The following is a 25,084-nucleotide window of genomic DNA, read 5'->3' as shown; positions in this document are numbered from 1 at the left end:
TTTAGAATTAGAGACCCTTTGGACCTCTGGTTTTGCTAAAAAACCACCCCGAAAAGAACTCTTGATTCGTAATAATTGAAGAAAATCATAAAAAGATTTGTTAGAATCAGAAGAAAATATTTCTTCTCTATAGGACTTTTTATATGGTTACATCTTTTGGTAAAATTTTACGGAAACTTCGCATTGATCACTCCGAACGCCTCTTAGATATGGCTAAGAAATTAGACATATCTGTATCATTTTTATCTGCTGTAGAAATTGGCAAAAAATCTGTTCCTGTAGGACTGGAGGAAAAGATAATTGAACTCTATGCTTTAGATCAAGAGGTAGCAGAAATTTTGAGAAGAGAATCGGATGCTTGTCGCAAAAGTTTTACAATCAAGACTTCTGATCCGTTGAGAGGTGAAGCTGTTGGCATGTTTTTTAGAACTTTAAAAGATTTTTCACAAGAGGATTTAGAAGCATTCAAAACATTATTAGAGATGATTAGCGAAGCGCAAAGAAAAGAAAATGCTACTGTTGTAGAGAAATGTTAGAAAATCCTATTCCCCAACTTTTATTTACGCGTCCCTCACAGTAAAAAAGCTGTATAAATACAGCAAGTTATTTTTACATAAAACTTACATGTTATCCGTAAAGGGTATAACGGTAAAGCCATTGAGCCCCCCATCTTTACGCTTCATAACGGAGTAAGCCTTGCACCATCACATAGTTTGCCAGCTCGTGGGTGTCGCTTACAGCTCTTGGTACTTGAGACGGTTCATTAGAGGCATTTTTAATTCTTACTTAATAGTTTTTATCCATACGCCTCTTCCCACTTGTAACCTGCAAGAGATATAGTTTTGGTTGATTCAACATGGAACAGATTTGAAATGAAAGAATCTTACGATATTCTGGATTCTCATTTAACATGTACAATAATGAACACTCATTATAAATCAATGTGTTGCCTTATGATAGAGTTGCTGTAGCATTGAGATTTTAGAGGAAAAATATGCCTTTAAAACTTTATAACAGATACTAAGTCTTTATAGCAGGTATATTAATGCACATCATCTAAAATAAAGAGAGCGTCCATAGCGAAAAGGTAGCCCCTTTAAATACGGATAAATGCTTATTCTGTTGTACTGTAAAACGCTATCGTTTGCGGCTGTGGTGATATAAGACATAAGACTTTATACATGGGGTGTTTTGATGAGAGAGTGTGATGAATATTCAAGGGAGGGCTTGCTTGTATAATTTTGTGAAAGGAACCATATGAAATGGGAATCTGAGAAGGAGCTATTTTTGAGAAGGCGGATTATTCATCAACCGGTTTAAGAAGGGGGTTGCATCCTTTGAAGGTGTGGGGAGAAAGCCAAGAATAGGGCGTGTAGTACCCTATAGCTATGCTTTTAAAGCGTTTTAATTTTGATCACAAATTAAGTTTAAAATCGCTTTCTGCTTGACAGATGTGAGGACTCTAAAACTTTTTAAAAGCAAATATTCCTCTTTGCTCGAGGCGATTTCATCATAATGGTACGGGGTGTTGTCTTTTTTGATGATATCAGTGTAAAAAAAGGCAAGTGGAACATTCAAAATATCGGAAATTTCCTTTAAACGCCCTGCGCTCACGCGATTTAAGCTTTTTTCATACTTTTGGATTTGTTGGAAAGTGACACCTAAATAATGCCCTAATGTTTTTTGAGACATTTTTAGCATTTTTCGCCTAAAGCGAATCTTTTTGCCTACAAAAAGATCAATATTAAGATTTGGAGCTTGCATTTTTCCCCCACCGGCTGCGAGCGCCCTCGCATGAGTATTCCGGGAGTTAAAAGTACTGAACTCAAATCAGCATTTTGCTTTTAGTGCTGAGAAGCACTTGGACATAGCAAAATCTCCCGGAATTCCGGGATATCCGCAAAGCGGGGTCAATTCATGTTTGAGTTTTCAGGCTTTTAATCCCTATTGGTCGTTGCGTATGCGACCAAGACACTTTCTGACTCATAAAGTAATTTTAGGAGATTGGCAATAAAAATAGTTTTTCTTGAGACGGACAGATTTTTCCAAATGAGAGGTTGTTTGCCTTTCAAACTTTTAAGGTTTGCTTACTAAACGCATGACATCAGATATGCATTTTACGAAGGTAAACCTTGGTTTTTAAGCTCAAGGCACCGCTTACGGTGTTGCTCTTAACCAATAACCAAAATGGCTTGTTTTGATGCGTCTGAGATATCATGATGATAGGGGAAAGCTTTTATGAGTAAAGAGCCCTCATGCAAAATAAACTCAAAACATTATAGATCTGATTGTTGTATATTCACACATTTTTTTAAGAAGATATTTCTCAATGTTAGCGCCTATTTTACAATGGTGCTTCGTAAAGTGTGTAGTGTAAAAGCCTCTATGAATGGGATAAAAGCTATATTGAAAAAAAGATGCTCGGACGGCATATACTCTCGGCCAGTTCAAAATATTACGACAGTTTTTTCCTTTGAAAGGGAGCATAAGAGCTATTTTTTCTTTCTTTACGTGTTTTTATCTGTAGGCTCTCCGCTTATAATGTGCAAGTCAATAGTTTTGATTGATTCAATATAAACAGATTTGAAATGAGAAAATATATTGGGCTTTCTCATGATGCATGTTTTTAAGAGGGGGATACGTTTATTTTCTCAGTGAAGAATTTGAGTATTTTAGATAAAAAACTCTACCAACGTCGTTGTTGTTAGAATTAAAATTTTTATGAGAAAAATGAGCATTGGGGAATGATAAGCTTTTGCTATCAAGCATTTTAGAATTTTGCACAACTTAATGATAACTTAGTTATTTTATCATTTCTTATGATCTCTATAGACGATAAAAAGTTGGGATATGGTTTGAGAAAGCAGATGACACAAGTATTATCTTTCGGTAAGTAATTTTGAAGTAAAAGACAGCTTTAAATGACAAATAGAGATAGGTGCACCATGAATGAAGTTACCCATATTGAGACTATTATAGCGCATTATGATGCTGTTTTTTGTGATGTGTGGGGTGTTGTGCATAACGGTGTACATGCATTTGAACCAGCGTTGAAGGCGTTGTATAAAATCCGACAAATGGGAAAAACTGTCATTTTATTGACCAATTCTCCTCGGCTACGGGAAGATGTTGCTGCTCAATTACAAAGTATGAATGTTCATAGCGACTATTATGATGCCATTATCACTTCAGGGGATGTAACGCGCGATCTTATTCTGACTGCTCCGCGTAAAGTTTTTTTCATTGGTCCACAGCATGATTTGGTGCTGTTTGAAGGGTTAGAGTGTGAATTTGTTGAAGAATGGGAGGCTTCTGTTGTCGTCTGTAGCGGTTTTCTTGAAGATTTTGACGAAGAACCCTCTGCTTATGAGGAGATGTTTCGTCGCATGCGGTCGCGGAATTTACCTTTTATTTGTGCGAACCCAGATGTGATTGTCCATTATGGAAATAAAGAATTTTGGTGCGCTGGTGCATTGGCTCGTCTTTATCAACAATTAGGGGGGGAGGTGCGCATTGCTGGAAAACCTCACGCGCCTATTTATGAATGTGCCTTTGAAAAACTTCAAAAAGTACGGGGAACAGTAGAAAAAAGTCAAGTTTTAGCTATTGGTGATGGTCTTTTAACGGATATTAAGGGGGCGGCTCATTTTGGTCTTGATGCCCTTTATATTATGGGGGGGATTCATCATTATGATTATACGCAAAATGGTGTGGTTGATAAGCAAGCTTTGCATTCTTTTCTTGAACGTCATGGTTATAAACCACAAGCAATCATGTGGGCACTTCAGTAATGACTAATTTTTTGCGTCTTCAGGGAATTCATATGTTTCCCTCGGCTTGGCGGGGAGCAGTGTTGGCACTTGGAAATTTTGATGGTGTTCATTGCGGACATCAGGTGGTGTTGCAAAAAGCGCTTGATTTCGCCCGTATAAAAAAGAAACCAGCAGTTGTTTTAACCTTTGAACCCCATCCAAGAAGTTTTTTTCAACATTCAGCTCCTGTCTATCGTTTGACAGAGGCAGCTGAAAAAGCTGAAATTTTTAAAACCCTTGGCTTTGACTGCGTGATTGAACAGCCGTTTGATGCACAGTTTGCCGCTCTTTCAGCGGACGAATTTATCAAGTCGTTTTTAAAGGAAGTTTTTGATGTTTCAGTTGTGGTGACAGGCGAAAATTTTCAATTTGGTCATCAGAAAAGCGGAAATGTACATCTTCTTTGCCAAAGGGGAGAGAAATATGGATTTGAGGTTGTGCAAGTTTCTTGCGTTTCTCGTTCTCAAGATTCACAACCTTTGATCATTTCTTCTAGTTTTATTCGGCAACTTCTCTCACAAGGGGAAGTGGACAAAGCAGCCCATTTGTTAGGGTATCACTATCGGATACGCTCCAATATTATTCAAGGTGAAAAACTTGGACGTCTTTTGGGATTTCCTACCGCTAATCAAATGTTGCCTCCCCAAGTTCGTTTGGCTCATGGTGTTTATGCGGTACGTTTGCGTCGTGCGAACGGTGTTTTGTATGATGGTGTTGCAAGCTTTGGTTGTCGTCCAACGGTTGTTAAAGATGGTGCGCCCCTTTTGGAAACCTATTTGTTTGACTTTAACGACGACCTTTATGGGGAAAGCTGTACCGTTTCTTTTTTCCAGTTTTTGCGAGGACAAGAAAAATTTGATGGGCTTGAACCTTTGATTGCGCAAATGCATCGTGATGAAAAAAAAGCAAAAGAAATTTTAAAGACAGTACAACCATTATCAACGTTGGATAGGCTGCTTACTTTTAAAAATATGTCCTAAACTGATCTGAAAAAGAGAGAAGAGCTGTAAAAATAGCACTTAAAGTGATTATAATCACAAACATATATTCCAAAACATCGTGGAATATATGTTTTTTCCGTTGTTGAGAGGGAGAATCGAATATCTGAAGATCTGATTTTGGCATCATTTTTTTCAAAGTTAACTTTATGGTTTTTGTTGTCATTCAAAACTTTACTGCTTGTTTCTTTCTGATACGTTAAAACTCGTCATAAAAGATGCAGTAAAGAATAAGCAACCAGCCTATTTAGCAATAATAGACGTGAAGAAGGAGAAAGGCTGTTTTTAAAATTTCTTGCGATTTTAAGCTTATAGTTTGATAAAATTTAATTGATGACTTTTTTTATTTTAAAAGTTTATTGTTTCTTTTTTCTAATTTGGCTTATTATGTCATTTATGCCGTATCATCGTTTATGATGAGAGTTGGTTCGTGTAACCTTACGCATGTGATATTTTGTATTATGTAATGAATATTTTTACAAAAGTTTTGTTTGTCGAGTCTTGTGAAGAAGATTTAGTGCTCAGCAGCAGTTTTCGTGCTAACCAATCACGTAAACGAGAATGAAGCTGCTGGAAAATGCTTTAAGTTTCGTTTCTCTTGTATATTGTGATGGGGAATGCATATTAAGGAGACTGCGATTGATTGTAGATAAAAGAAATCATTGCGAGAAAGCAGGTGTATTTGTTTCAAAATTTCTAATGCTTTTGATGGATAAAGGCACAATTTTGTTGTCGTAACACGTCAATCTTTCAGATTTTCAAGTTAAAAACTATCCATATATTTCCTTTGTCTTTCACAAATGTAACGCCTATAATGAAAAGGAAAGACAGTCTTGTAAGGATATGAAAACACAAAGCCAATAATGTTTTGTTGTTTTTTGATAGAAATATTGGATAAAAGTTAGAACATCTTTCCAATCTATGTTCGGTCTATTCGTGACTTTATGGTGTTGTTTTTCTTATAAAACTTTTTCTTTAGTGTTCCTCAACGCGAGCAGTATGTTTGAGATAAGGATTAAGGTGCTTTAATGCTCTCTCTACTGTTACAGCTTTTGTATGCTAGATGAGGAGAGCCCTATTGCATTATCCATTTGCGTAATCTCTGAAACCGGTTTACAGCTTTATTGGGGAAAATATGAAGTTATAAAGGGGAAAATCAGTCCAGATGACAGTCTTTTTTAAATTCGGCTTTGCTACTTTCAAAAGGGTCCAGAGCAATATCTCTTAAATCATGAAAATAACAGCTTCAGGCTTTTGTTGTTCTTTGAATAGGATATCACGCCCCACAGGTAAAATAAAATGCTGGAATATCCTTGTTTTGCTAATTTATGCGCTTCTTTTGAAGAAATATCTCTCAACGCTTCCCATATTCATTTTCATGATGGCTCTCATGAATGGTATCGTGCAAGCTTCGTTGAGCGCTATCATCTTTATGCCTAATAAAAGAGCAATCCGACACCATCCGTTATATTGACAAGCCTTCAGTTTTGTACAGTCTTGGCTATTTGAGAGCGTTTATGAGAGTTTGTTCTTAACTCGTTTTATTTCACACGAATACTTCCTGCTTGTGACATGCAAGAAACACGCTTTTGATTGCTTCACTATAAATAGGCTTGAGAGAATCTTACGGTATTAGGATTTATCATTCAACGTGCAAAATAATTAATTGTTATAAATCAATATGTTGTAGTTAATCATAGATTATGGCTTACGGCTTTTTTTATAAAATACTCTGCACGCCTTTTATTCGGAATATGGGGTTTTCTTAGTGGTTTTACTGTCGTTTTAGGTGTTTGTGGCGTACGAATGAGCTCGTATTGGTAAAGGAAGAGAAAAAGAAGGTGGAGCAGTGATAAAAAGTGAGGTGAAAATAATTTTCTTTGATCATCATATGAATTTTCACGCATTTTTATGGCGTCGGGTGTGCATGCTTGTTGTATATTGAGGAGCAAAGCTTTCTTGTAGAGTTTTATGAAGTGGCAAGCCAAGGGAAAGGCGCAAGACAAAGATTATTGACAGATTGTTTTTTACAAATCGATGTGTATTTAAGAATCTTCGTCTTTTAAGGCGAGGGGGAAGTGTGCGAAACCTCTGTTTAAAGACGCGCTAAACGATAAAGATGCAGCGAGCGTGCTCCGTGATGGCAATAGGCAAGAAGAGGCAGAGAGGCTGTTTTTAAAATTGTTTGCATGGCTTCAACAGCTGACTTTTCTATAGTTGGATGAGAAATGGGAATGTGATAGGCTTTTATGCCATATTCATTTGCGACCGTTTTAATGCTAGAAAAGTCAGGTTGATGGAGCTCTTCGTGATCGGGGCGGTTACAGATAATTGTTTTAAAACCAGCTTGTGCCAATGTTTTGATATTTTCTATGCTAAGTTGGGCGCTGATAAAAATATCAGGTTCAATTTGTTGTAAATTCATTTTTGTTTATTCCCAATTGCATGATCTTCACGATACCCTCTGGTCTGGTATATAGAAAGAACATAATGAAGGTAAGTTTTTCAGTGGCATCTTAACAAAAATATTCTTTTTGTCGAGAAAATCTATTTGGGAAAAATGAGCTATAAGATGCAAAATATCTCACTTCGCAACATGTTCGTTATGCGATTTATGAAAGACGGATGTTTGGTCTTTATGGATAATCTATAGTGTTTACTAAACATAGACATTTCATTGTGTTGCTTGTTTACGCGCTTGCTAGAGGCACCCTTATTTCTCTTAAGCCCATTTTACTCTGTCGAGCGTCAAAGAGTATAAAATTCATGGATCACCACCCTTTTTACGCTTATGAAGAAGGAAGTCGGCACCTATTATATTTGCCAGCCCCCAATATTGTAATAGTTCTTGGTACTGGAGATTCTGCATAAGAAGCATTTTAAATCCTTTTTTGTACAGTTCTTGCCCACACGCCAGCCCTGCTTGTACGTACAAGAGATATGATTTTGATTAATTTAATATAAGAGGCATGAAATGAGAGAATCTTCCTGATTTCGGCTCTCTCATTCAACGTGCAAAACAATGAATTCTCCTTATAGTTTGTTGTATATTCAGAGTGGAGCTTGCTTGTAGAGTTGTATTAAGTGGATAGCATGAAGGGAGAAGCCCAAAAGGCCGGCGCAAAATAAGAAGCTGGATCATTTACAGCGCATTGTTTACAGATCGACATGGATTTAAGAATCTTCGTTTTAGGGAGGGGGAAGAAGAGCATGCCTCTTTTAAATTTATTTTGTTCTTTTCAAGAATATCATCTTCATAATGTTTTTGTTCATGCTAAAAGAATATTATAAAAAATTGCGGGCTATTGTTATTTATCCTAAAAATAGGAGAAATGGTTATTTTGCACGTATTGGATGCTTGTTTCTTTTATTACTTTCTGTATAATCGTAAAAACGATAATGCTGAAAGGCGTAATAAATGATTATTGGACTTTTGAATCAAAAGGGAGGTGTCGGAAAAACGACGTTGAGTGTTAATCTTGCGGCCAGTTTTGCCCGTACCGGTCTACGGGTATTGCTTATTGATGTTGATCCACAGGGAAGCGCATTGGATTGGGCTGCTGCGCGTGAAGGTGCACCTTTGTTTTCGGTTATTGGTTTACCGCGTGCAACGGTTCACAAAGAGATTACACAGATTGGTCATGGTTATGATCATATTATTATCGATGGTCCTCCGCGTGTAACTGATCTTGCTCGTAGTGCTCTTATGGCTTCGGATTTGGTGCTTATACCTGTTTTGCCTAGTCCCTATGATATTTGGGCAGCGGATGGAATTGTAAAGCTGATTGACGAAGCACGTGTTTATAAAGAAAATCTCAAATCTGCTTTTGTCATTAATCGTAAAATAGTCAATACAGCGATAGGGCGTGATGTGAACGAAGCTCTTGGCATATACCCTGTGCATGTTCTTTCTTCTAGCGTTGCGCAGCGCGTGATTTTTGCAGAAGCAGCAGCACAGGGGAAGGCGGTTTATGAAGTTGATAAGCAAGGACCAGCAGCAGCAGAGATTGAAGCGGTTGCAGCCGAAATCAAGGAGTTAGCGCGATGAATAAAAAAATTAAAATCGGCACAAAACCAACGAATAAATCAATTCCTTTAACAGCGGATGCATGGGTAGGAAGCCACAAAGGGAGCATGAGTGGAGGTATGAAGCGCCTCACGATTGATATACCAGAAAGTTTGCATCGGTTGATTAAGGTCAGTTGTGCAAGTCGTGGAACTAAAATAGCTGATGAGGTCCGCGAATTGCTTTCACAAAAATACGGAAAAGTGTAAAAATGATACGATAATTTCGTTGGTTTGAGTGCTTTTTCTAGAGATGATATCGATTGTTTTTATACGAAGTTAATAATAAAAGTGCTCTTCTTTTTTCACGATGGTTGCTTCATTCAAGTTGTTTTTCATAAGGTTCTGTATCATCGCATGAAAGAGCTATGAGTTTGCGAAAAATTCTCCGTTTCAAACTTTTCCCTATAAATGTGATAATCATCATACTACTTGTGATCTTATCCGCTAGATGAGTAGATAAGTTTATTCTTCCATAAAAATTATCTTGATAATGATTTTAAACATCAGGTTATTTTTTTGTTTATTGTACTTAATACATGCGTAAATAATGTAATTAAGAGTAGCGTTGATTATTTTTTTCTGTTATGCAGCAATCCGTTTTATTAAATTATATTCATGTTTATAAAGGGGGGGGATAAAAATAAGTAAAATTTACTGATATTGACGCGCTATAAGTTTTCCTAATAAACAAAAGAAGTCATTGAGCATATTATAGACAATATTTCTTACATTTATATGATCTTATAGTCTTAAATAGTTAATGCCAGTTGTAATGATACGCAAGGCAATAGGCTTTTTTCTTCAATTGGAATGTATAAGATCGCTTTTTTAGCATTTCTATTGGCTTTTAAAAAGTACAGGGGGGACTTAAAGCTTTCTTTCTTTTCCGGTGGTTTAGAAATGATAAGAGCGCAATCTGTTGATTAAAAGGTGTATTTTTTCGTTTGCAGGGAATTTGCAATGGATATAGGCATGACGAATTTTGGGTAAGATATCGTGCTGCTTCTCGTTACCAAGAGGTTCTTGAAGGAAAAGAAATGATTAAAAAGCTTTTTGAGAATGTCAAGATATCAGAATTTTTGCTGAAGTTTTAACACTTCAAATACAAAGAGCTGCCGTGCAGATAATGTTACAAATACAAGTCTGATAAATGAAAGCAGTTTTCATGATTTAACATGTTTGCGTTGGAAGTGTACGTATTTGCAAAGGAAAATTAGACGCAAGGTCACAATATAGGAGGGGATGTGAATCCAAAGATATTGTTAATAAAATATAAAACAAAGAGAGGGGTTAAATCATGAACAAGATCATTATAACAGCGCTACTGCTTTGCGTGGGACTTGTCGTTTCTGGTTGTGAAAAAACTTATAGCGTAGCAGAATTTAAGAAAGATAAAAAATTGATGCAAGAATGGGGAAAGAAATGCGATAAAATGGGCCCCTCTGCTTTTGCAACCAAGAATTGTCAAAATGTCATGCAAGCCGATATGGAACTTTTTCAAGAGCATTATAGAAATCTTGCAAAGGAACTTCGTGAAAGTAGCAAAAAGGGGAATGAAACTGAAAAACAGCAGGACAATAATTAAATCATAAAAATATATTGATAGCGGTATTTTTCTTTGTACGCGATTTATCATCATAGATTGGGAAAAATCGCGCACAGAAGTGGATTTTAAAATTTTTGAAAATGCACAATAAACTGAATGTACAATTTTAATCGGGTGCTAAATTGTGTCCTAAACTTTGTAAATTTGAAAAAAAGGGGAATTTTATTGATGAATAAAGCCATTATTACAGCATTGCTGCTTTGTACTGGACTTGTCGTTGCTGGTTGTGAAAAAACTTATAGCGTAGCAGAGTTTAAGAAAGATCCAAAATTACTCGAGCAATGGGCAATGAAATGCATGATATCAGGGGATTTAGATTCTCAAAATTGTAAAAACGTAGATAAAGCGTATCGTGAAGTTCATGCCCGAGATTGGCCTGGTTCGAGCTTTGTACATGATGACGAGAAAAAAACTGAAGAGAAAAAGGAAGGGAATTAAATCATGAATAAAGCCATTATTATAGCATTGCTGGTTTGTACTGGACTTGTCGTTGCTGGTTGCGAAAAAACTTACAGCGTAGCGGAATTTAAGAAAGATAAAACATTACTCGAAGAGTGGGCAAAAAAATGTGAAAAGCTGGATCAATCTTCTATGGAGAAATCTAAAAATTGCCAACATGCCAGACAAGCATATATGGAACTTATGTTTGGCATTCATTAAAAACATACAGCTCAATAAATAAGGAATTGTTTAGTTATTGATTCTATTGCGTTTTTTTAGGCTCTCTCTAACTTTTAGAGAGTCTTTTTATGGCTTCAAGAATTAGTCGTTTACGATCTGTACTCTTTGTGTAAACGGATGTTATACTGTCATTTGTTCAGCCCAAAAGTGCTTTCAATTGTAGATAGTATTTCCTCCCAATGAGTTGTTACGTGTTACTGCTAATTTTTTAATGTTTTGATTACATGTATTTAAAATATGAGATTAAATCTATCTTTGGGGTGTTTTTTTGCCTTTATCACAAATAAATGTTTCATCACATTAAGATCGTCTTTAAGCGTTGCGGCTAATTTCGGAAAAATTGGGAGGAAACATTTGTTTGGAAATTACTTTTCTCTGTTTTAATAAAGAGAAAAACATTCTGAATGTAATTATTATCGTTTTATACTCAAATGTTTTTCTCAAACTATTTTAAAAAATTGCTTTTGATTTGAGAATATTATAACATTAGTTAAGATGTGAGGCAGTTTTGCTAGGACGATTTTGCCGGATTTGTGAGGAATTGAGCGCCTTCCACACCTTTTTATTTTTCCCCTCTCTTTTCTGAGTTTGCAAGGGTTTCCCTTGTTATGTTTTATCTTGATTGTGTCGTAATATTATCATGTTGAGCGGTGGAGCTCATATAAAACTTTACGTATGAGGTGTTTTTTGTTCTCGAGTGTGTGATGAATATTTTTTTTGAATAACACTTTTATTTATAAAAATAATTTAATTATTTTATACTGAATAAGGATCTCGAATATAGTAAGATTCTCTTATTCCAAATCTGTTCTAGGTTGAATCAATTAAAACCATCTGCTTGCACGTTACAAGCATGGAGAGCCGTGTGGATAAAAACTGTTGAAGAAAGAAGTAAAAATGCCTCTTATGAACGATCTCAAGTGCTAAAGATTGTTGCAACATTTGGGGCTGGAAAAGTGTGTGATGCTGCTGGTTTATTTTCTCATAAGGGTAAAGATGGTTTTCAATAGATTTATTATAAGCTTCATGAAATATTATCCTTTAGAATTGTGATATGCCCTTGAAGGGGGGAGCAAGAGAAACTCACTCAATAAGGAGACAAATTATTTACAGATCGGATCTGGTAGAAAATTTCGTTTTTTAAGGTGGGAATGAAGTTGAGATTCAAGATAGCGTGAAAAGACGGACACTGATGGTTAAAAATGCATACAAAAAGCAGAGTTTACACTCAAATAGTTGCAAGCGATGTTTGAAATTGGGTGTGTGGTTTATCTGTAGAATTAAAATTTTGCTTTGCTCTTATGTGAAATTAAGATGCTTATTTGCGCAAATTACAATAAGCCAAGAGAGTATGCTTAGTATATTTCTATTACGAGAACTAAAATAACAACAAAAGCATTGATGGTGATAATCAAGGTTGAATAAAGCATAGCGGCTTTTACGAGATCAGCCATAAAAACCTCTTTCTGTTCTTTTTGAGGTGATTTTATGAATAACAATATGTTACATATCTGTAATATATGCTGATACAACATATTCGGCAAGCTTATAAATCGTTCTTTTTTTATAAAAGCTTAAGGAGTTGGAGTATTGTGAATCCTAAAAAAGAAAGCTTTAAAAGGACTATTGATTGCTTTTGTAAGTTTTGTGTTGCTGGAAACTTTTTTTTCCTGTTATGCTATAAAGCACTGTCATTTATAACGGTAATATAAGGCATATAAGTTTTCTTGGAACGTTTAAGTATTTTTTAGTGTGCGATGAATATTCGTAGGTTTATTTGTTGAGCCTTTCGTTTAAGTGAATCACAAGAGTGGAAGTCAAGAGAAGATCGTTTGACAAAAATTCGGACTGCGTACAGAGCAGATGGAGTTAAGATCTTGGTTCTTTAAGGTGAGCGGAGGAAGACAAAAATGTTTTTTGATCGTTTATCTCATAGCAAGATTGGTTAATGCTGTTCTAATGGGGCATGTTTTGCACAAAAGTAAAGAACGTTTCAAACGAAATATACTTATGTTGTATATTAGTATTGCATATTTATGTACTTGTTTTAAAGAAACATCTCTCAACGCACACGACAGACATTTTACGATGACACTCGTAAATGGTATAACGGTAAATGTGACTAGTATAACAGTAAAGCTCTCGTGAAATAATATAAACTTTGAATAATATAAAAATCTGTAGAATGCTATCATCTTTATACTTATGAAAGAGCAAGTCACAATCATCGTACGCTTGCTTCCAATATTTATTATAGTTCTTGGCATTTGCTAAGGTTCATAAGAGGCATTTTTCTTTCAGCGTATTTTATCAACACATCAGGGCGTTGTTTGTGATGTGCAAGCAAGTGATGTTAATTTATTCAACATGGAATAGATTTGAAATGTGATGATTATGAAAGAGAAGAGCCGCATTTAAAAGGTTAAAAACGAGAGAAAGTTCGTAACAAAAATTGTACCTTGATTATAAAATGATTGTTTCTCTGTTTTTATACTAGTAGCGCATGTAAAGCCGCGATATTAAGAGCAAACTGTTTTATGGAGCGAAATAATCTATAGGAAGATACTGTGGAAATTCTGAAAATATCAATGTGGGGGAGCATGAAGCATTATGCATTGGATAATATTTTGATTTATAATGATAATCTATCGTTATTCAACTTGAATTAGAGCCCTGAATACTGGAATTTTTTTCATTCCAAATTTGTTTCGTGGTGAATTAACCAAAACAATGTCTTTTGCAGTTACAAGCAGGGAGCTCCCATGCGCAGAGAAATTGTACAAGAAAGGCCACGCTTTTATGAACCATCTCAAGTGCCAAGGGTATCAGAACATAAGGGGTTAGAACAATATGTGATGGTGCTGGCTTGCTTCTTTTATTAAGCGTAAAGATGGAAAGTGCTCAATGGATTTTATACATGTCATGGAAGATTTATCATTATACCATTCATGGGCCGCGGCGCGAAATAGGCTTGGGTGCACTTAAGAGATGTTTCTTTAAAACAAGCGCGTGAATATGCGATTGAAGACGTATCGAACTGATTGGCTAAGAAACTCTTGAAAAGGTTCAAAAAATCTTATATAGTCGTTCATTGCAAAGAAAAGCGAATGATAACTTAAAAAAGGAAGATTGATGGCTGTTTAGCTATTTTAAGATGTCTTTTTTTATATTGCTGTATGGCTGATCTGTTCAAAAGAGCATTCTTTTTGTGTTTTATGCGAAATACTGCATGTGTGCGGAAAGAGCATGGGAGAGGGGGTGTCTTTTTGAATGGGTGCAAACTGATCTTGTAGGGTGCCATCTTATGGGACGCCAGAAGGTATACAGGTTTAGGTGCAGAGAGAGCCATACGGTTATGGAGGGTAAAATGCTGCTATCGGTAAAATGCTGAAATTTTTAATGGGCTTACGTTTTTATATGCTGCAAGATAGGCTGCGGGTTTTTGTCGGCAGATAGTTTTTGTGGCCGAAGTTTTCGTGAGAGCATTGTTGTTTTCTGTTGAAGACGTACTGGTGATAAAATAGGCAAAGATAAAATCGGTAAAGCGAAATAGACAGAACAAATATGGAAGTTTCGATATTATCGTAAGGTTTGAGTTTATAGCGTTTTGATGAATTAGTATAGCCGCAATGATGGTTTTGGAGCAAAGCAAGAAAAATATTTGAAGAGAATGCGTTGAAAGTTGAAGTGGTATACGCTTTGAAGGATTGTCGTGCTGTTGTTTGAGCAATGTTTGCACCACGAGCTTGGTTGAGTGTATCAGCATTGAAGAGAACCTGTTTAATCTCCCTCATTTGAAAGTAAGATTGAACAATAGTGTTGAAGGGGAAGTAAAAATGTCTGTAGTGCAATATGGTGATGATAGTTTTGCAGCAAAAGCAAAAGTTCTTGATAATAATCTTATTGATCGTGATTGGGCGATGACAAAATTTGTTGCTGCTGTTAAAGGATTAGCTCAAGTTGTTGATTATGAAAGCAATATGCTAGAGAGCAGTGGTGTTCCAGATTACGAAGAAATAAATTTGCGTAAAATACGTGGTTTGCGTGATCTTAATAAATCCATGAGTGATGTGAAGCGCTATATGAATCAAGATATTGAGCATGAGGTTGAAAGTTTGTTGTCTGATTTACAAGAAAAATTACAGCGTAATAGTGAATTACTTCAAACACATTTAAATGCAGTTAATGATCTTTCTAGAGCTATACAACTATCTGGACGTGCAAAAGAAATAGAGGAATGATCAAATCTGCTTAATACGGGCTGTTCTAAGTCATGACAATGATTAGGTAGGGCAGTTGATTTGGATAAATAGTGCGTTTAGTGAGTAGACTTGTTTTAAGTGCATTTGGGTATTTAAATTATTATCCTGTTGTACTGTAAAATGCTGTTCTTAAAACAGTGTCTTTTAAGGTGTAGTGATGTGAACCGCATGCTTTGGGAAACTGGCTGAAAGAGAACTCAGAGAAGGCGGATTATTTACAGAGAATTGTTTGCAGACTAAGTTAATAGGGGGCTTCATTTTTTAGTTTAGGGAGAGAGGCCGATCAAGAGGATATTTAGACCAGCCTGTGATGCCTTAAAAACAGCTTCCTTGGGGCTGTGGTAATGTAAGGTTCATACATTAGAGTCTTTTGCATGCATTTAGCAGATCTGGCAGCGACTTACTCTCCCGTGCCTTAAGGCAAAGTACCATCAGCGTTGGAGGGTTTCACGGCCGAGTTCGGGATGGGATCTGGTGCATTCACTCCGCCATAACCACCAAGTCAGCAAAAAGCATGAATGATGAAGAGTATGTGATGAGTATTGCCTATAAGCCTCATGGAGTATTGTCCTTTGAAGTGTGGTGATATGAAGCGGTTCGTTGTTTAAATCTATATGTTTGAGATAAAAATTAAAGCGGTTTAGTATTTTCTTTCTGCTGTTTTTAGTTTTTGTATGTCAGATTGGAGAGAGCATCCAGATTTGAGTGGATATATTGCGTATATCTTTGTTGGCGTAATATTTGAAATGGGGCGGCAATCTCATTGGGAAAGAATAAAGGGGGAGAAATCAGCTTCCCTCTGTCCTGCCGTCTTTTAATTTAGCTTTATGTCTTTCAAAAATATCTAAAGCACTATCTGTTAAATAATGAAGATTACGTATTGTTTCACGCTTTTTTTATTGTGTTTTTTACTGGGGGCACGTCCTTCATGCACGACAAAATGCTCAAAATAGAATGGATTTGTTATTCCTAATTCACGGCCTTGTTTTAAAGAGATATCTAAGCTCTCAAGTCTATTTCGTGATGGTGGTTGTGGGGCGCAACGACATCTTTGATGCAACGGCGCTTGTGAATGGTATAATAAAAAGTCCCCATGGAAATAATATAAAATCTATAGGGTACGACCATCTTTATGCTTAATAAAAGAGCAATTTGATATTGTTATATTCTTTGCTTTCTTCCAATGTTGCTACAGCCCTTGGCACTTGAGATAGTTCATTAGAGGCATTTTTAATCCTTTCTTAATAGTTTTTTATCCCTATGGCTCTTCCCCCTTGTCACTTGCAAGAGATATGGTTTTGGTTGATTCAACATGGAACAGGTCTAAAATGAAAGAATCTTACGATATTCTGGATTCTCATTTAACATGCAAAACAATTAATTGTCTTTATAAATCAAATGCTTGTCTTATGATGGAGTTGCTGTAGCATTGAGATTTTAGAGGAAAAACATGCCTTTAAGAATTTATACCAGATACTAAGTCTTTATAGCAGGTATATTAAATGCACATCATCTAAAATAAATAGAGCGTCCACAGCGAAGAAGGGGCTGACTTTTTTTAAAAATATGCATGAATGCTTATTCTGTTGTGCTGTAAAAACATCATCGCTTGAGGTGTGGTGATATAAGACATAAAACTTTATGGGGTATTTTGATGAGAGAATGCTAAGATATTCAGTTTTTTATTCAATATGCAAAAGAAATATTATAAGTCAAAATCTTCTTTGATGTGATAATGATTTTTGAGAATTTTAAAAAATATATAAATTTAAATAAAAAAGCAGCACTTTGTGCTGCTTTTTTATTTAAGTTAAAATTAACTTCTGCTTTAGAAACGATAACGTATTCCGCCAGACAAATTGGTGCCAGATACACCGGCTTTTTGCAGTTTTTGCCGATAGCTGATATCGGCGTTTAGTACGATATTTTGAGAAAGATATGCGTTCACCCCCATGCCTCCCTCAACTGAAGAGCCGGTAGGATCAACATGAAAGGTATCAGCAATTTTTATTGTTTTACCATCGCCAAAAGTTCTGATAACATTCATTTTACCATAGAAGGAAACAGCCTTGTTTTCTTCAACAGCCATTATCGTTTTTGTTAAACGTCCACCAAAACGGATCAACCATTGATGTGGATTGCCCATGTCTACTTTTAAGCCATTGGTATCTGAGAAAATATCAAACATGAGATTTTGATAAATGAATTGAGCTTGTGGTTCAAAGACCAGCCCTTTTGTATTGGTTGCTAATTTCTGACCAATGGTTGCAGATATATTAAGCATCTCGGTGCCATCCAATTTTGCGGCATTCCCAACAAGAGCCGTGGTAATATTTCCTTTTAAGGTTCCGTAAGAAAGAAGTGTGTTTAGATATATACCATTGCTATGTTGGATGCTGCTGTAAGCGGCAAGAGACCATTTATCAAGAGTTGTCTTTTCAGAATCTTGCATCTCTTTGGGCGTAAAGGCAAGTTTTCCGTATGTTCCTAAAAGACCAAAATGTGTGCTTATGTCTTTACCTTCCAAGGCGGCTAATATGACACCTATTTGTAAAGCAGTATAGTTTACATCAGCACCATAGCCATAATGTAATGGATCGCGGTTGGAAGATAAGGTGACTTTCTCGCCGTAGGAAGAGAAAAAGATACCATTTTTTTTATTGTCTTTTGCCCCAAATACTGTTGTGCGCATATTGTCTAACAACGTGTTTTGATTGTTTACATCAGTAAATCCAGCAGAAAACAAAGTATTAGATATGGTTAAATAGTTTGCTACCTGTGGTAAAAGGGCTCGAACCTTTTTATCCTTATCAATGTAGGCATTCTGTAAGCGAAAATCCCAGAAATTACTGTTTTTACCAAAAAGATTTTGGCTCTCATGAGATGTTCCAGGTTTATAGCCTGTAAGTACATACATATAAGGTTGTTTCCCTATTGTCATATAGTTTCCTGCTAACGTGAAGGAATTTTCATTTGCTTGTCCGGAAACTTGAATGATTGAAATCCCATGTGTCCCTAAAGGAAGTGACGCCATGCGTTCTTCCCAAACAGCAGAGCTATCGGTTATTTTTTTATCTGTTTCTTGGAGATTGATGTGAACAACAGTACTCCCTGAGACATCACCATTAATCACAATGCGATCAGTCTGTTGCTCCGTGATAGGAGAATGTTTATTCCATTGAGTATTTACATAAATTTCTGCAACACCTGTTGCACTGTAAACCGCTGCTGTGTGGGTCGTTTCGTCTTCTTGCGAAAGATTAGGTCCTATAAACAGAGTTTGATAATGTCCCTCCATTGGCTTGTCAAACATAATGACACTGTCTGTAAGGTGCAATTCAGAAAGATTAGAGTATGATTTTTCATCAACATCAAACTGTCTATAGTCATTTAAAATATTATCATTATTTGTGGCATTTTTATTCGCCTTTAAAAGCCATTTCGTCCCCTCTTTTAGATCAAAAACTGTTCTATTATCTTTAGAAGTTCTTACCCGACCTTCTAAAGAAGAGTGGTCTGCAACTAATGTAATAGTGTTTGTGGAGGCACTTTCGTTCTTGATATTTTTTAATAAAATATCGGCATGGACTTCTGAATTTTTAAGGTTGACTTCTCCGTCTACGCCTGTTCCATAAAGGTTGATACCGCTACCATGTTCAACAAAAAGCTTTGTATTCTCTAGGGTTACTTTATCTTTATTAGGAATAGCTTGTTCTTGAACGGCGTTGGCATTTCTTTCAGCATTGCGTGTATATTGTTTTCTAGGGGTATAGTATTGATTATTGCGGAAAATAATACCGTCTGCTTCATAATTTCCCGTGACATGTACGCTTGAATCCTTAAGTTTGATTGTGCCCCTCATGTTTAGCAAACCAGCTGTTTCTGCTGTTGCAGTAATACCTGTAGCATCAATTTCTCCACCATCTGATACGCTTAGTGCAACAAAACGTGCATCAACTGTTCCCCCTATCATGTTGACTTTTGAATTATTTCCATCTGCATGTACAGCAAAACCATTGTCTTGAATTTTTTTGTTATGTAGCGTTATGGTCTTACCGTTTGTAGCCTCAACTCCAGAGCTTATATCCTCAGTTTGTGCAGGTTTTTCAGGTTGTTTTGTTGGCGATATTGGTTTTTCAAGCTCTGATTTTGCAGATACCTTTTGTGTTGAGGCAGATTGCACGGGCGCTGGTTTTACAGATTTTGGCGGTACCGGTAATGCTGATTGTCCAGTTTCTAGCCTTAAAGATATTGGCTGTGCGAGTTCTGGTTCTTTAGGCGTTGGCGATAGCTCTGTTGTTAGTCTTGTAGCTTCCGTGCTTGTAGGTTCTGACTGTGAGGATACAGCAGAATTTTCGGGCGTTTTTTTTCTGGAAGAGTTTGTAGAAGAGGATGGCGCCCCTGAACGTCTTCTAGATTTTGCTTCCATTCCTGTCGTTGAAGCTGTTCCTATCGCTGGAGATTGTGTAATAGTGTCTTGTGTGGCTGTAGGGGTAGATTGTACATCTTCTGTATTTCCTTCAAGTTGCGTTTTGGGAGGTAGAGTGCTCGTGGAAGTAGGCGTTGTAGATTCACTCCCTGTAGGAGAAGAGCTTCTGGTCGTTCTTGTAGACCTAGATGTTGAAGGTGGATACGAAGATGATGCATTTGAATAGGGATTAGAAGTTCTGGATGCACCTATTTGATGAGTGGGTTGCAGAGAAGAGAGAGCTATCGTAGGTTGTGTATTCGTATCATGAAGAGCATTAGACAAGCTGGTGGAAGAACAAAACAGAACTCCAGAAACTGTGTATAGTAAAAAACTTTTTTTCATATGGATGTATTCCTAAATGTTTCCCCTCTCTTAATAGAAGATAAAACCTTGGCCTCATTATGTTTATTTTGTAAGAGACAAAACGAAACATAATGAGAGCACGTTATATTTCAAGATAGGAATATAAGTATTTTTAAAAGTGATAGCGCATTCCAGCGGAAATATTTATTGCAGAGATGCCATCTTTTTTGAGTTTATGTTGATAGCTGAGATCACTATGAAGCTCGATATTTTGCGATAAGTGCGCCTGAATACCAAAACCACCTTCGATTAAAGATTCCATAGCAGCAAACGGAAAGTTTTCACTAAAAGTGTTGATCATGTTCAGTTTGCCGTAGAAGGAAAGGGCATGGCCTTTGTTTTGTGTCAAACGTCCACCAATACGGATCAACCATTGATGAGGTTTGCTTATGTCTATTTTAGAGTTATCGCCATCTGATTTAGAGTTATCGTCATCTGAGAAAGAACTCCTATCTGATAAAGAACCAAGCATGAGACGTTGATACACAAGTTGTGCTTGCGGTTCTAGGATTACACCTTCCAAACTGGTTGACAGTTTTTGACCAATAGTTGCCGCGGCTCCTAATGTTTTACTATTCTTCACTTTTGAGGTATGTTTGATGAGAGCTGTGGCGTTATCTTCTTTGAAAATTCCATAAGAGAGAAATGCACTTGCATAGATGCCACTGTCATGCTGAATATTTCCATATGCGGTGAGTGACCATTTATCAAACATATTTTTTTGAAAGCTCTCCTTGTTTTTAGGAGTAAAAGATAATTTTCCGTATGTTCCGAAAAGGCCAAAGTTGCTGCTGATATTTTTATCTTTTAGCGCTATTAATGTTGCTCCTGCTTGCAATGCAGCATAGCGAATATCTGCTTGGACACCATCTTGTTCTGCTTGAACCTTGGAAGAAAACGTGCTCTTATTGCCATAAGAGGATAAGAAAACGCTTCTTTCTGGATGATCTTTGGGTTCAAACATTGTTATTTGCATATTGTCTAACAAGATATTTTGATTGTTGACATCACTAAACCCAACAGCAAACATCGCGATAGGCATGACTAAAGAGCTTTCTTCTTGTGGTGTAAGAATTGTTCTTTTTGCTGTCCCTTCAAGAGAAGTAGAAGTTGCGGTTGCTTTATCATCATCTGTAAGTTTAGAGGTGCTCTCTGTAGCCGCGGTAGCGGTATTTCCAACTTTTGGGAGCAAATTCATATGCGCTTTTTCGGATGGAAGAGTCGTTTTCGATTCCGAGGAAGTGGTGTTTGTTTGGGGATCAATATCAGATTGCGAATTTTCATTTATTTTAGGCTGTCTCATTCCATGATCTGTTCTTGTGAATGAATTGTCCTTTGAATTATCCTTGTGTTGGGCAGCAACATGAGCGGGTGGTAATTTATCACTAGAGCGTCTTTGTCTTGTACTGGAGACAATAAGAGGTTGTCTATTCTCTTCAGATGAAGGAGAGGTTATATCTCCTTTTCTCTCCACGTTGGTTATTTCATTATTGTTCAAAGCTTCTAATACCGCTTTGCGTAAAGTATTGGAAAGTTCCTTGTTGTGTTCTTGTAAAGCACTATCTATTTGTACTGCTTTATGTAATATTTCTGCTTTATTTTGCAGTTCAAACCAATTATGATTGTCTTGGCTCACCCATTGTTGGCGCGCGGTATTAACACGCTGTTGATTATCAGCATCAAGAATTTTTTCTGCTTGCACGGCATCGGAAACTACTTTGTCGTAGCCACGTAATAAATTTTCTCTTGTTTTTAATCGGTTCTGACGTAATTGTTCAAGGTATGCTATGGCTTTCATCATATGTTGCATATCCAGATGGTGTTTGTTTGCCATGGCTTGGGTACGTATATTATCCATTTCGTGGTTCACCACGTTCATATGTGCATCAGAACCGTAACGACTTTCACCTGCAAAAGAGTTGTTAATCGTATCTCTTACACGATCCATATGATTTTCAAGTGCTTGGTTGAAGTGCGAATTATCTTCCATCATGGCGCCAGAGGCTATCTTCTCAAGATTTTTTTCTGCTTGTGTTGGTGTGTTTATTGAATCAATGGCATGGCGATATTGTTCAGGTAATTTCATGATCCCTTCAAGAGCATGGCGTTCCTGGTGGCTTAGACCAGAGTCGGTGCTGGTAGATGTGAAATTAAAAGAAGAAAAAAATAAAGCACAAGCGGCTGTACATAACAAAATATTCTTATGCATAGAGATGTTCCTTAAGATATTTTCTTTGTTTTGCTAAAAATGAACCACTTTTTGACACATTGCGTTTTTTTGTAATGTAGCAAAATATAAGCAGCACTGTTTTTCATCTCAGCGCTGCTTACGCGTCAAAATAGAGAGCTAAGATTTCTAAAAGCGATAACGCATTCCACCGGAAAAATTAATTCCAGAGAACCCAGCTTTTTGAAGTTTATGTTGGTAATTAACGTCAGCATGAAGTGCGATGTTTTTAGAAAGCTGCGCGTTAATGCCAAGCCCACCTTCAAGGGACGAGCCCATAGAATCGAGATGGAAAGATTCCATAACATCGATAGTGCGCTTCTCACCAAAAGCTTTGATGACATTCAATTTACCATAAAAAGAAAGAACACGATCTTTTTCAATAGGAAGCATTGTTTTTGTTAAACGCCCTCCAATACGGACCAACCATTGATGAGGGGGCTTTATATTAACTTGGAAGCCATCAATATCTGAAAGAGTGCCAAAGGCAATATGTTGATAAATAAGTTGTGCTTGTGGTTCAAATGACACTCCTTCAACACCAGTTGCTAGTTTTTGTCCAACGGTAGCTGATATATTTAATGTATCCGTATTGTTTAATTCTGTGGTGTTGCCGATAAGGGCTGTTGTAATATGTCCGTTTAAAATGCCGTAAGAGAAAAGTGCATTAACATAGAGACCACTGTCATGGTGGAGGTTCCCATAGGCCGTAAAGGACCATTTATCCAGTATGCTTTTGTCAGAACCTTCCATATCCTTTGGCGCAAAAGCGAGCTTTCCATATGTGCCTAAAAGACCAAGATTCGCGGTCATATTTTGATTTTCTAACGTTGCTAATGTCATGCCTGCTTGTATAGCAGCATAGTGAACATTAGCACCATAACCATATTCCAATGGACTACGGCTGGAAGATAACGTCATCTTGTTGCCATAAGTCGATAAAAATATCCCTTTCTGTTTATGACCTTCTAATCCGAAAACTGTTGAGTGCATATTATCTAACAGTGTATTTTGATTGTTTATATCAGCCAAGCCAGAGGAGAATATTGCATTATGCATAACCAAATAGCTTGCCATTTGAGGAACAAGAGCTTTGATCTTTCCTTCATCATCGAGAGTAGCACTTTGCAAGCGGAAATCCCAGAAATTCTCATTTTCTTCCAAGGGAGCTTGTCCGTTGTTTTCTTTTCCAAGAGATGATGCATTGGTATTTTGCGCATCTTGCTTTTTTGATTCTTGTGGTATTGCGCTTAAATGACTTTGTGCCCTATCAGCTTTCCCACGGCTGGATGTTGGTCCATAGCCATTGAGTATGTATTTATAGGGTAATCCATCCATTGTGGTGTAGCCATTTGCCAGCGTGAAGGCGGTTTCTTCTGCTTTTCCAGACACTTGAACAAGTGAGAGACCACGCGCATTCAAAGGAATTGAATCTTCATCATCATCGAATGGTTCTGCATGCTTTGAAAGATTGTTGAAATAGATCGTTGTGGTGCCTGAGACATCACCATGAACAAGAACACGGTCAGTTTTTTGTTGTTCTTTTGTAAGACCATTACTCCATTCGGTATTAAAGTAAATCCTTGCGTTGCCCAATGCATTGTAAACCGTTGTTGCATCGGAGCTTCTGTTTTGCTCTGCTTTTTGTGGATGTCTTCCTACATGTAAGGTTTGATAATGATTGTCTGCTAGTTTATGCGGCGCATTAAATATGATAGAGCTATTATTAAGGTTTAGGACTGAAACGATTGATTGTGCTCGTTGCTTAAGATCAAGGAGCTTGTAATCAAATAGACTAAAACTATCTTTCAATTCAAATAGACTAATTTTTAAATGCCACTTGCTGTTATTGTTTAGGGTGAAAACCGTTGTATTTCGAGGAAGCGTTTGGGCTCTTCCTTCCATAATCGAATTATCAGCGTCTAATGTAAAAGTAGTAGGTTGAATCTCGAAGAAGGGTGAGACTTCATTTTTTAATAACATATCAGAACGAATTTCTGAGTTTTTAAGGTACACTGCATTAGCAACAGCTTTGGAATAATAAGGTCCGAAAATACCTACACCGTCGTTTACAAGAAGTTTTGTATTATTGAGGATTGCTTTGTTTACAACTTCTTCTCCTTCTTTTATTGTAGAGCTTGCAATATAACCAAAGTTGATACCATAGGCTTTGCCGTGGCCTATGACGTTTAATGTTGAATCTTCAATATGGATTGTGCCGTTTGTGAGTGACAAACCATGCTCTTTTGCCTCTCCCACAATTCCTTTGGCATTAATTTGACCACCTGACGTTGCAGAAAGCAAAGCAAAGCCTGAGTGCATTATTGAGTTTGTAATGGTAATATGACCTTTCTTAGCAACCACGGCATCATACTCACCACGAACAAAAACATTATGAAGGCTCTTCTCTTCTCCATTAGCTACTTGGACCGTAGGAATTTCAAGAGGTTGTTTATTTGCATAAGTTGGAGCAAAATGAGAAAAAATGAAAGTTCCAGCAATTGTACATAACAAAAAATTTTTCTTATAAATATATTTCTTATACATAGATATGCCTTTAGTATTTGGTATGCTTTGATGCTTACTTCATTCCCCT

At 36.8% G+C, this 25,084-nt stretch carries 17 protein-coding genes and 1 rRNA gene; 11 read left to right on the top strand and 7 right to left on the bottom strand.

The window, feature by feature from the left end:
* The first annotated feature begins 143 nt into the window (after positions 1–143).
* Complete coding sequence (locus ACFILA_RS07305) at positions 144–536, top strand: helix-turn-helix domain-containing protein (RefSeq protein WP_375657766.1); 393 nt, start codon at positions 144–146, stop codon at positions 534–536.
* Positions 537–1,404: 868 nt separating this feature from the next.
* Here the strand turns inward: ACFILA_RS07305 and ACFILA_RS07300 are convergent.
* Positions 1,405–1,764 carry a helix-turn-helix domain-containing protein gene (locus ACFILA_RS07300; RefSeq protein ID WP_375637740.1) on the bottom strand — a complete coding sequence of 120 codons (360 nt, stop codon included), beginning with the start codon at positions 1,762–1,764 and terminating at the stop codon, positions 1,405–1,407.
* A gap of 1,181 nt (positions 1,765–2,945) precedes the next feature.
* Here ACFILA_RS07300 and ACFILA_RS07295 point away from each other — a divergent pair.
* From ACFILA_RS07295 to ACFILA_RS07285, 3 genes are all read left to right on the top strand, one after another.
* A complete protein-coding gene (locus ACFILA_RS07295) occupies positions 2,946–3,791 on the top strand; it encodes a TIGR01459 family HAD-type hydrolase (protein WP_273790965.1) in 846 nt (281 codons plus the stop codon).
* Entirely contained in the window at positions 3,791–4,792 is a 1,002-nt protein-coding gene (locus ACFILA_RS07290; RefSeq protein ID WP_273790966.1) for a bifunctional riboflavin kinase/FAD synthetase, read from the top strand. Before ACFILA_RS07295 ends, ACFILA_RS07290 begins: the two co-directional genes overlap by 1 nt.
* 1,317 nt (positions 4,793–6,109) lie before the next feature.
* Entirely contained in the window at positions 6,110–6,250 is a 141-nt protein-coding gene (locus tag ACFILA_RS07285) for a hypothetical protein (RefSeq protein ID WP_375637739.1), read from the top strand.
* A gap of 254 nt (positions 6,251–6,504) precedes the next feature.
* Here ACFILA_RS07285 and ACFILA_RS07280 read toward each other — a convergent pair whose 3' ends face one another.
* A complete protein-coding gene (locus ACFILA_RS07280) occupies positions 6,505–6,717 on the bottom strand; it encodes a hypothetical protein (RefSeq protein WP_375660902.1) in 213 nt (70 codons plus the stop codon).
* A gap of 188 nt (positions 6,718–6,905) precedes the next feature.
* Entirely contained in the window at positions 6,906–7,235 is a 330-nt protein-coding gene (locus tag ACFILA_RS07275) for a TIGR01244 family sulfur transferase (protein ID WP_375660901.1), read from the bottom strand.
* A gap of 993 nt (positions 7,236–8,228) precedes the next feature.
* Between ACFILA_RS07275 and parA the strand changes: the two genes are divergently transcribed.
* The 7 genes from parA to ACFILA_RS07240 all read left to right on the top strand — a co-directional run bounded on the left by parA (position 8,229) and on the right by ACFILA_RS07240 (position 15,406).
* Positions 8,229–8,858, top strand: a complete 630-nt coding sequence (gene parA, locus ACFILA_RS07270) for a ParA family partition ATPase (protein ID WP_375660900.1) — start codon at positions 8,229–8,231, stop codon at positions 8,856–8,858.
* Entirely contained in the window at positions 8,855–9,085 is a 231-nt protein-coding gene (locus ACFILA_RS07265) for a plasmid partition protein ParG (RefSeq protein ID WP_273790969.1), read from the top strand. Before parA ends, ACFILA_RS07265 begins: the two co-directional genes overlap by 4 nt.
* Positions 9,086–10,175: 1,090 nt before the next feature.
* The gene (locus ACFILA_RS07260; RefSeq protein WP_273790970.1) at positions 10,176–10,463 is read left to right on the top strand and encodes an EexN family lipoprotein; all 288 of its coding nucleotides are present in this window, start codon (positions 10,176–10,178) and stop codon (positions 10,461–10,463) included.
* Positions 10,464–10,652: 189 nt separating this feature from the next.
* Positions 10,653–10,922: an EexN family lipoprotein gene (locus ACFILA_RS07255; RefSeq protein ID WP_273790971.1), complete on the top strand. Its 270-nt coding sequence runs from the start codon at positions 10,653–10,655 to the stop codon at positions 10,920–10,922.
* Positions 10,923–10,925: 3 nt separating this feature from the next.
* Entirely contained in the window at positions 10,926–11,144 is a 219-nt protein-coding gene (locus ACFILA_RS07250) for an EexN family lipoprotein (protein ID WP_273790972.1), read from the top strand.
* A gap of 884 nt (positions 11,145–12,028) precedes the next feature.
* Positions 12,029–12,175, top strand: coding sequence for a hypothetical protein (locus ACFILA_RS07245; protein ID WP_273790973.1), 147 nt, complete (start codon positions 12,029–12,031; stop codon positions 12,173–12,175).
* Positions 12,176–15,001: 2,826 nt separating this feature from the next.
* Entirely contained in the window at positions 15,002–15,406 is a 405-nt protein-coding gene (locus tag ACFILA_RS07240; RefSeq protein WP_273790974.1) for a flagellar protein FlgN, read from the top strand.
* A 408-nt stretch (positions 15,407–15,814) separates the two neighbouring features.
* Here ACFILA_RS07240 and rrf read toward each other — a convergent pair.
* The 4 genes from rrf to ACFILA_RS07215 form a co-directional block, all read right to left on the bottom strand.
* Positions 15,815–15,929, bottom strand: a 5S ribosomal RNA gene (gene rrf / locus ACFILA_RS07235).
* A gap of 1,326 nt (positions 15,930–17,255) precedes the next feature.
* Complete coding sequence (locus ACFILA_RS07230) at positions 17,256–20,240, bottom strand: autotransporter outer membrane beta-barrel domain-containing protein (protein WP_404977457.1); 2,985 nt, start codon at positions 20,238–20,240, stop codon at positions 17,256–17,258.
* 133 nt (positions 20,241–20,373) lie between these two features.
* Complete coding sequence (locus ACFILA_RS07220; RefSeq protein ID WP_375660897.1) at positions 20,374–22,470, bottom strand: autotransporter outer membrane beta-barrel domain-containing protein; 2,097 nt, start codon at positions 22,468–22,470, stop codon at positions 20,374–20,376.
* 147 nt (positions 22,471–22,617) lie between these two features.
* The gene (locus ACFILA_RS07215; RefSeq protein ID WP_375660896.1) at positions 22,618–25,035 is read right to left on the bottom strand and encodes an autotransporter outer membrane beta-barrel domain-containing protein; all 2,418 of its coding nucleotides are present in this window, start codon (positions 25,033–25,035) and stop codon (positions 22,618–22,620) included.
* Positions 25,036–25,084 lie beyond the last annotated feature (49 nt).

Origin of the sequence: Bartonella sp. CL71SXKL, from assembly GCF_042194935.1 — a bacterium.
Lineage (GTDB): Bacteria > Pseudomonadota > Alphaproteobacteria > Rhizobiales > Rhizobiaceae > Bartonella.
This window is presented reverse-complemented; position numbering and strand designations above follow the sequence as displayed.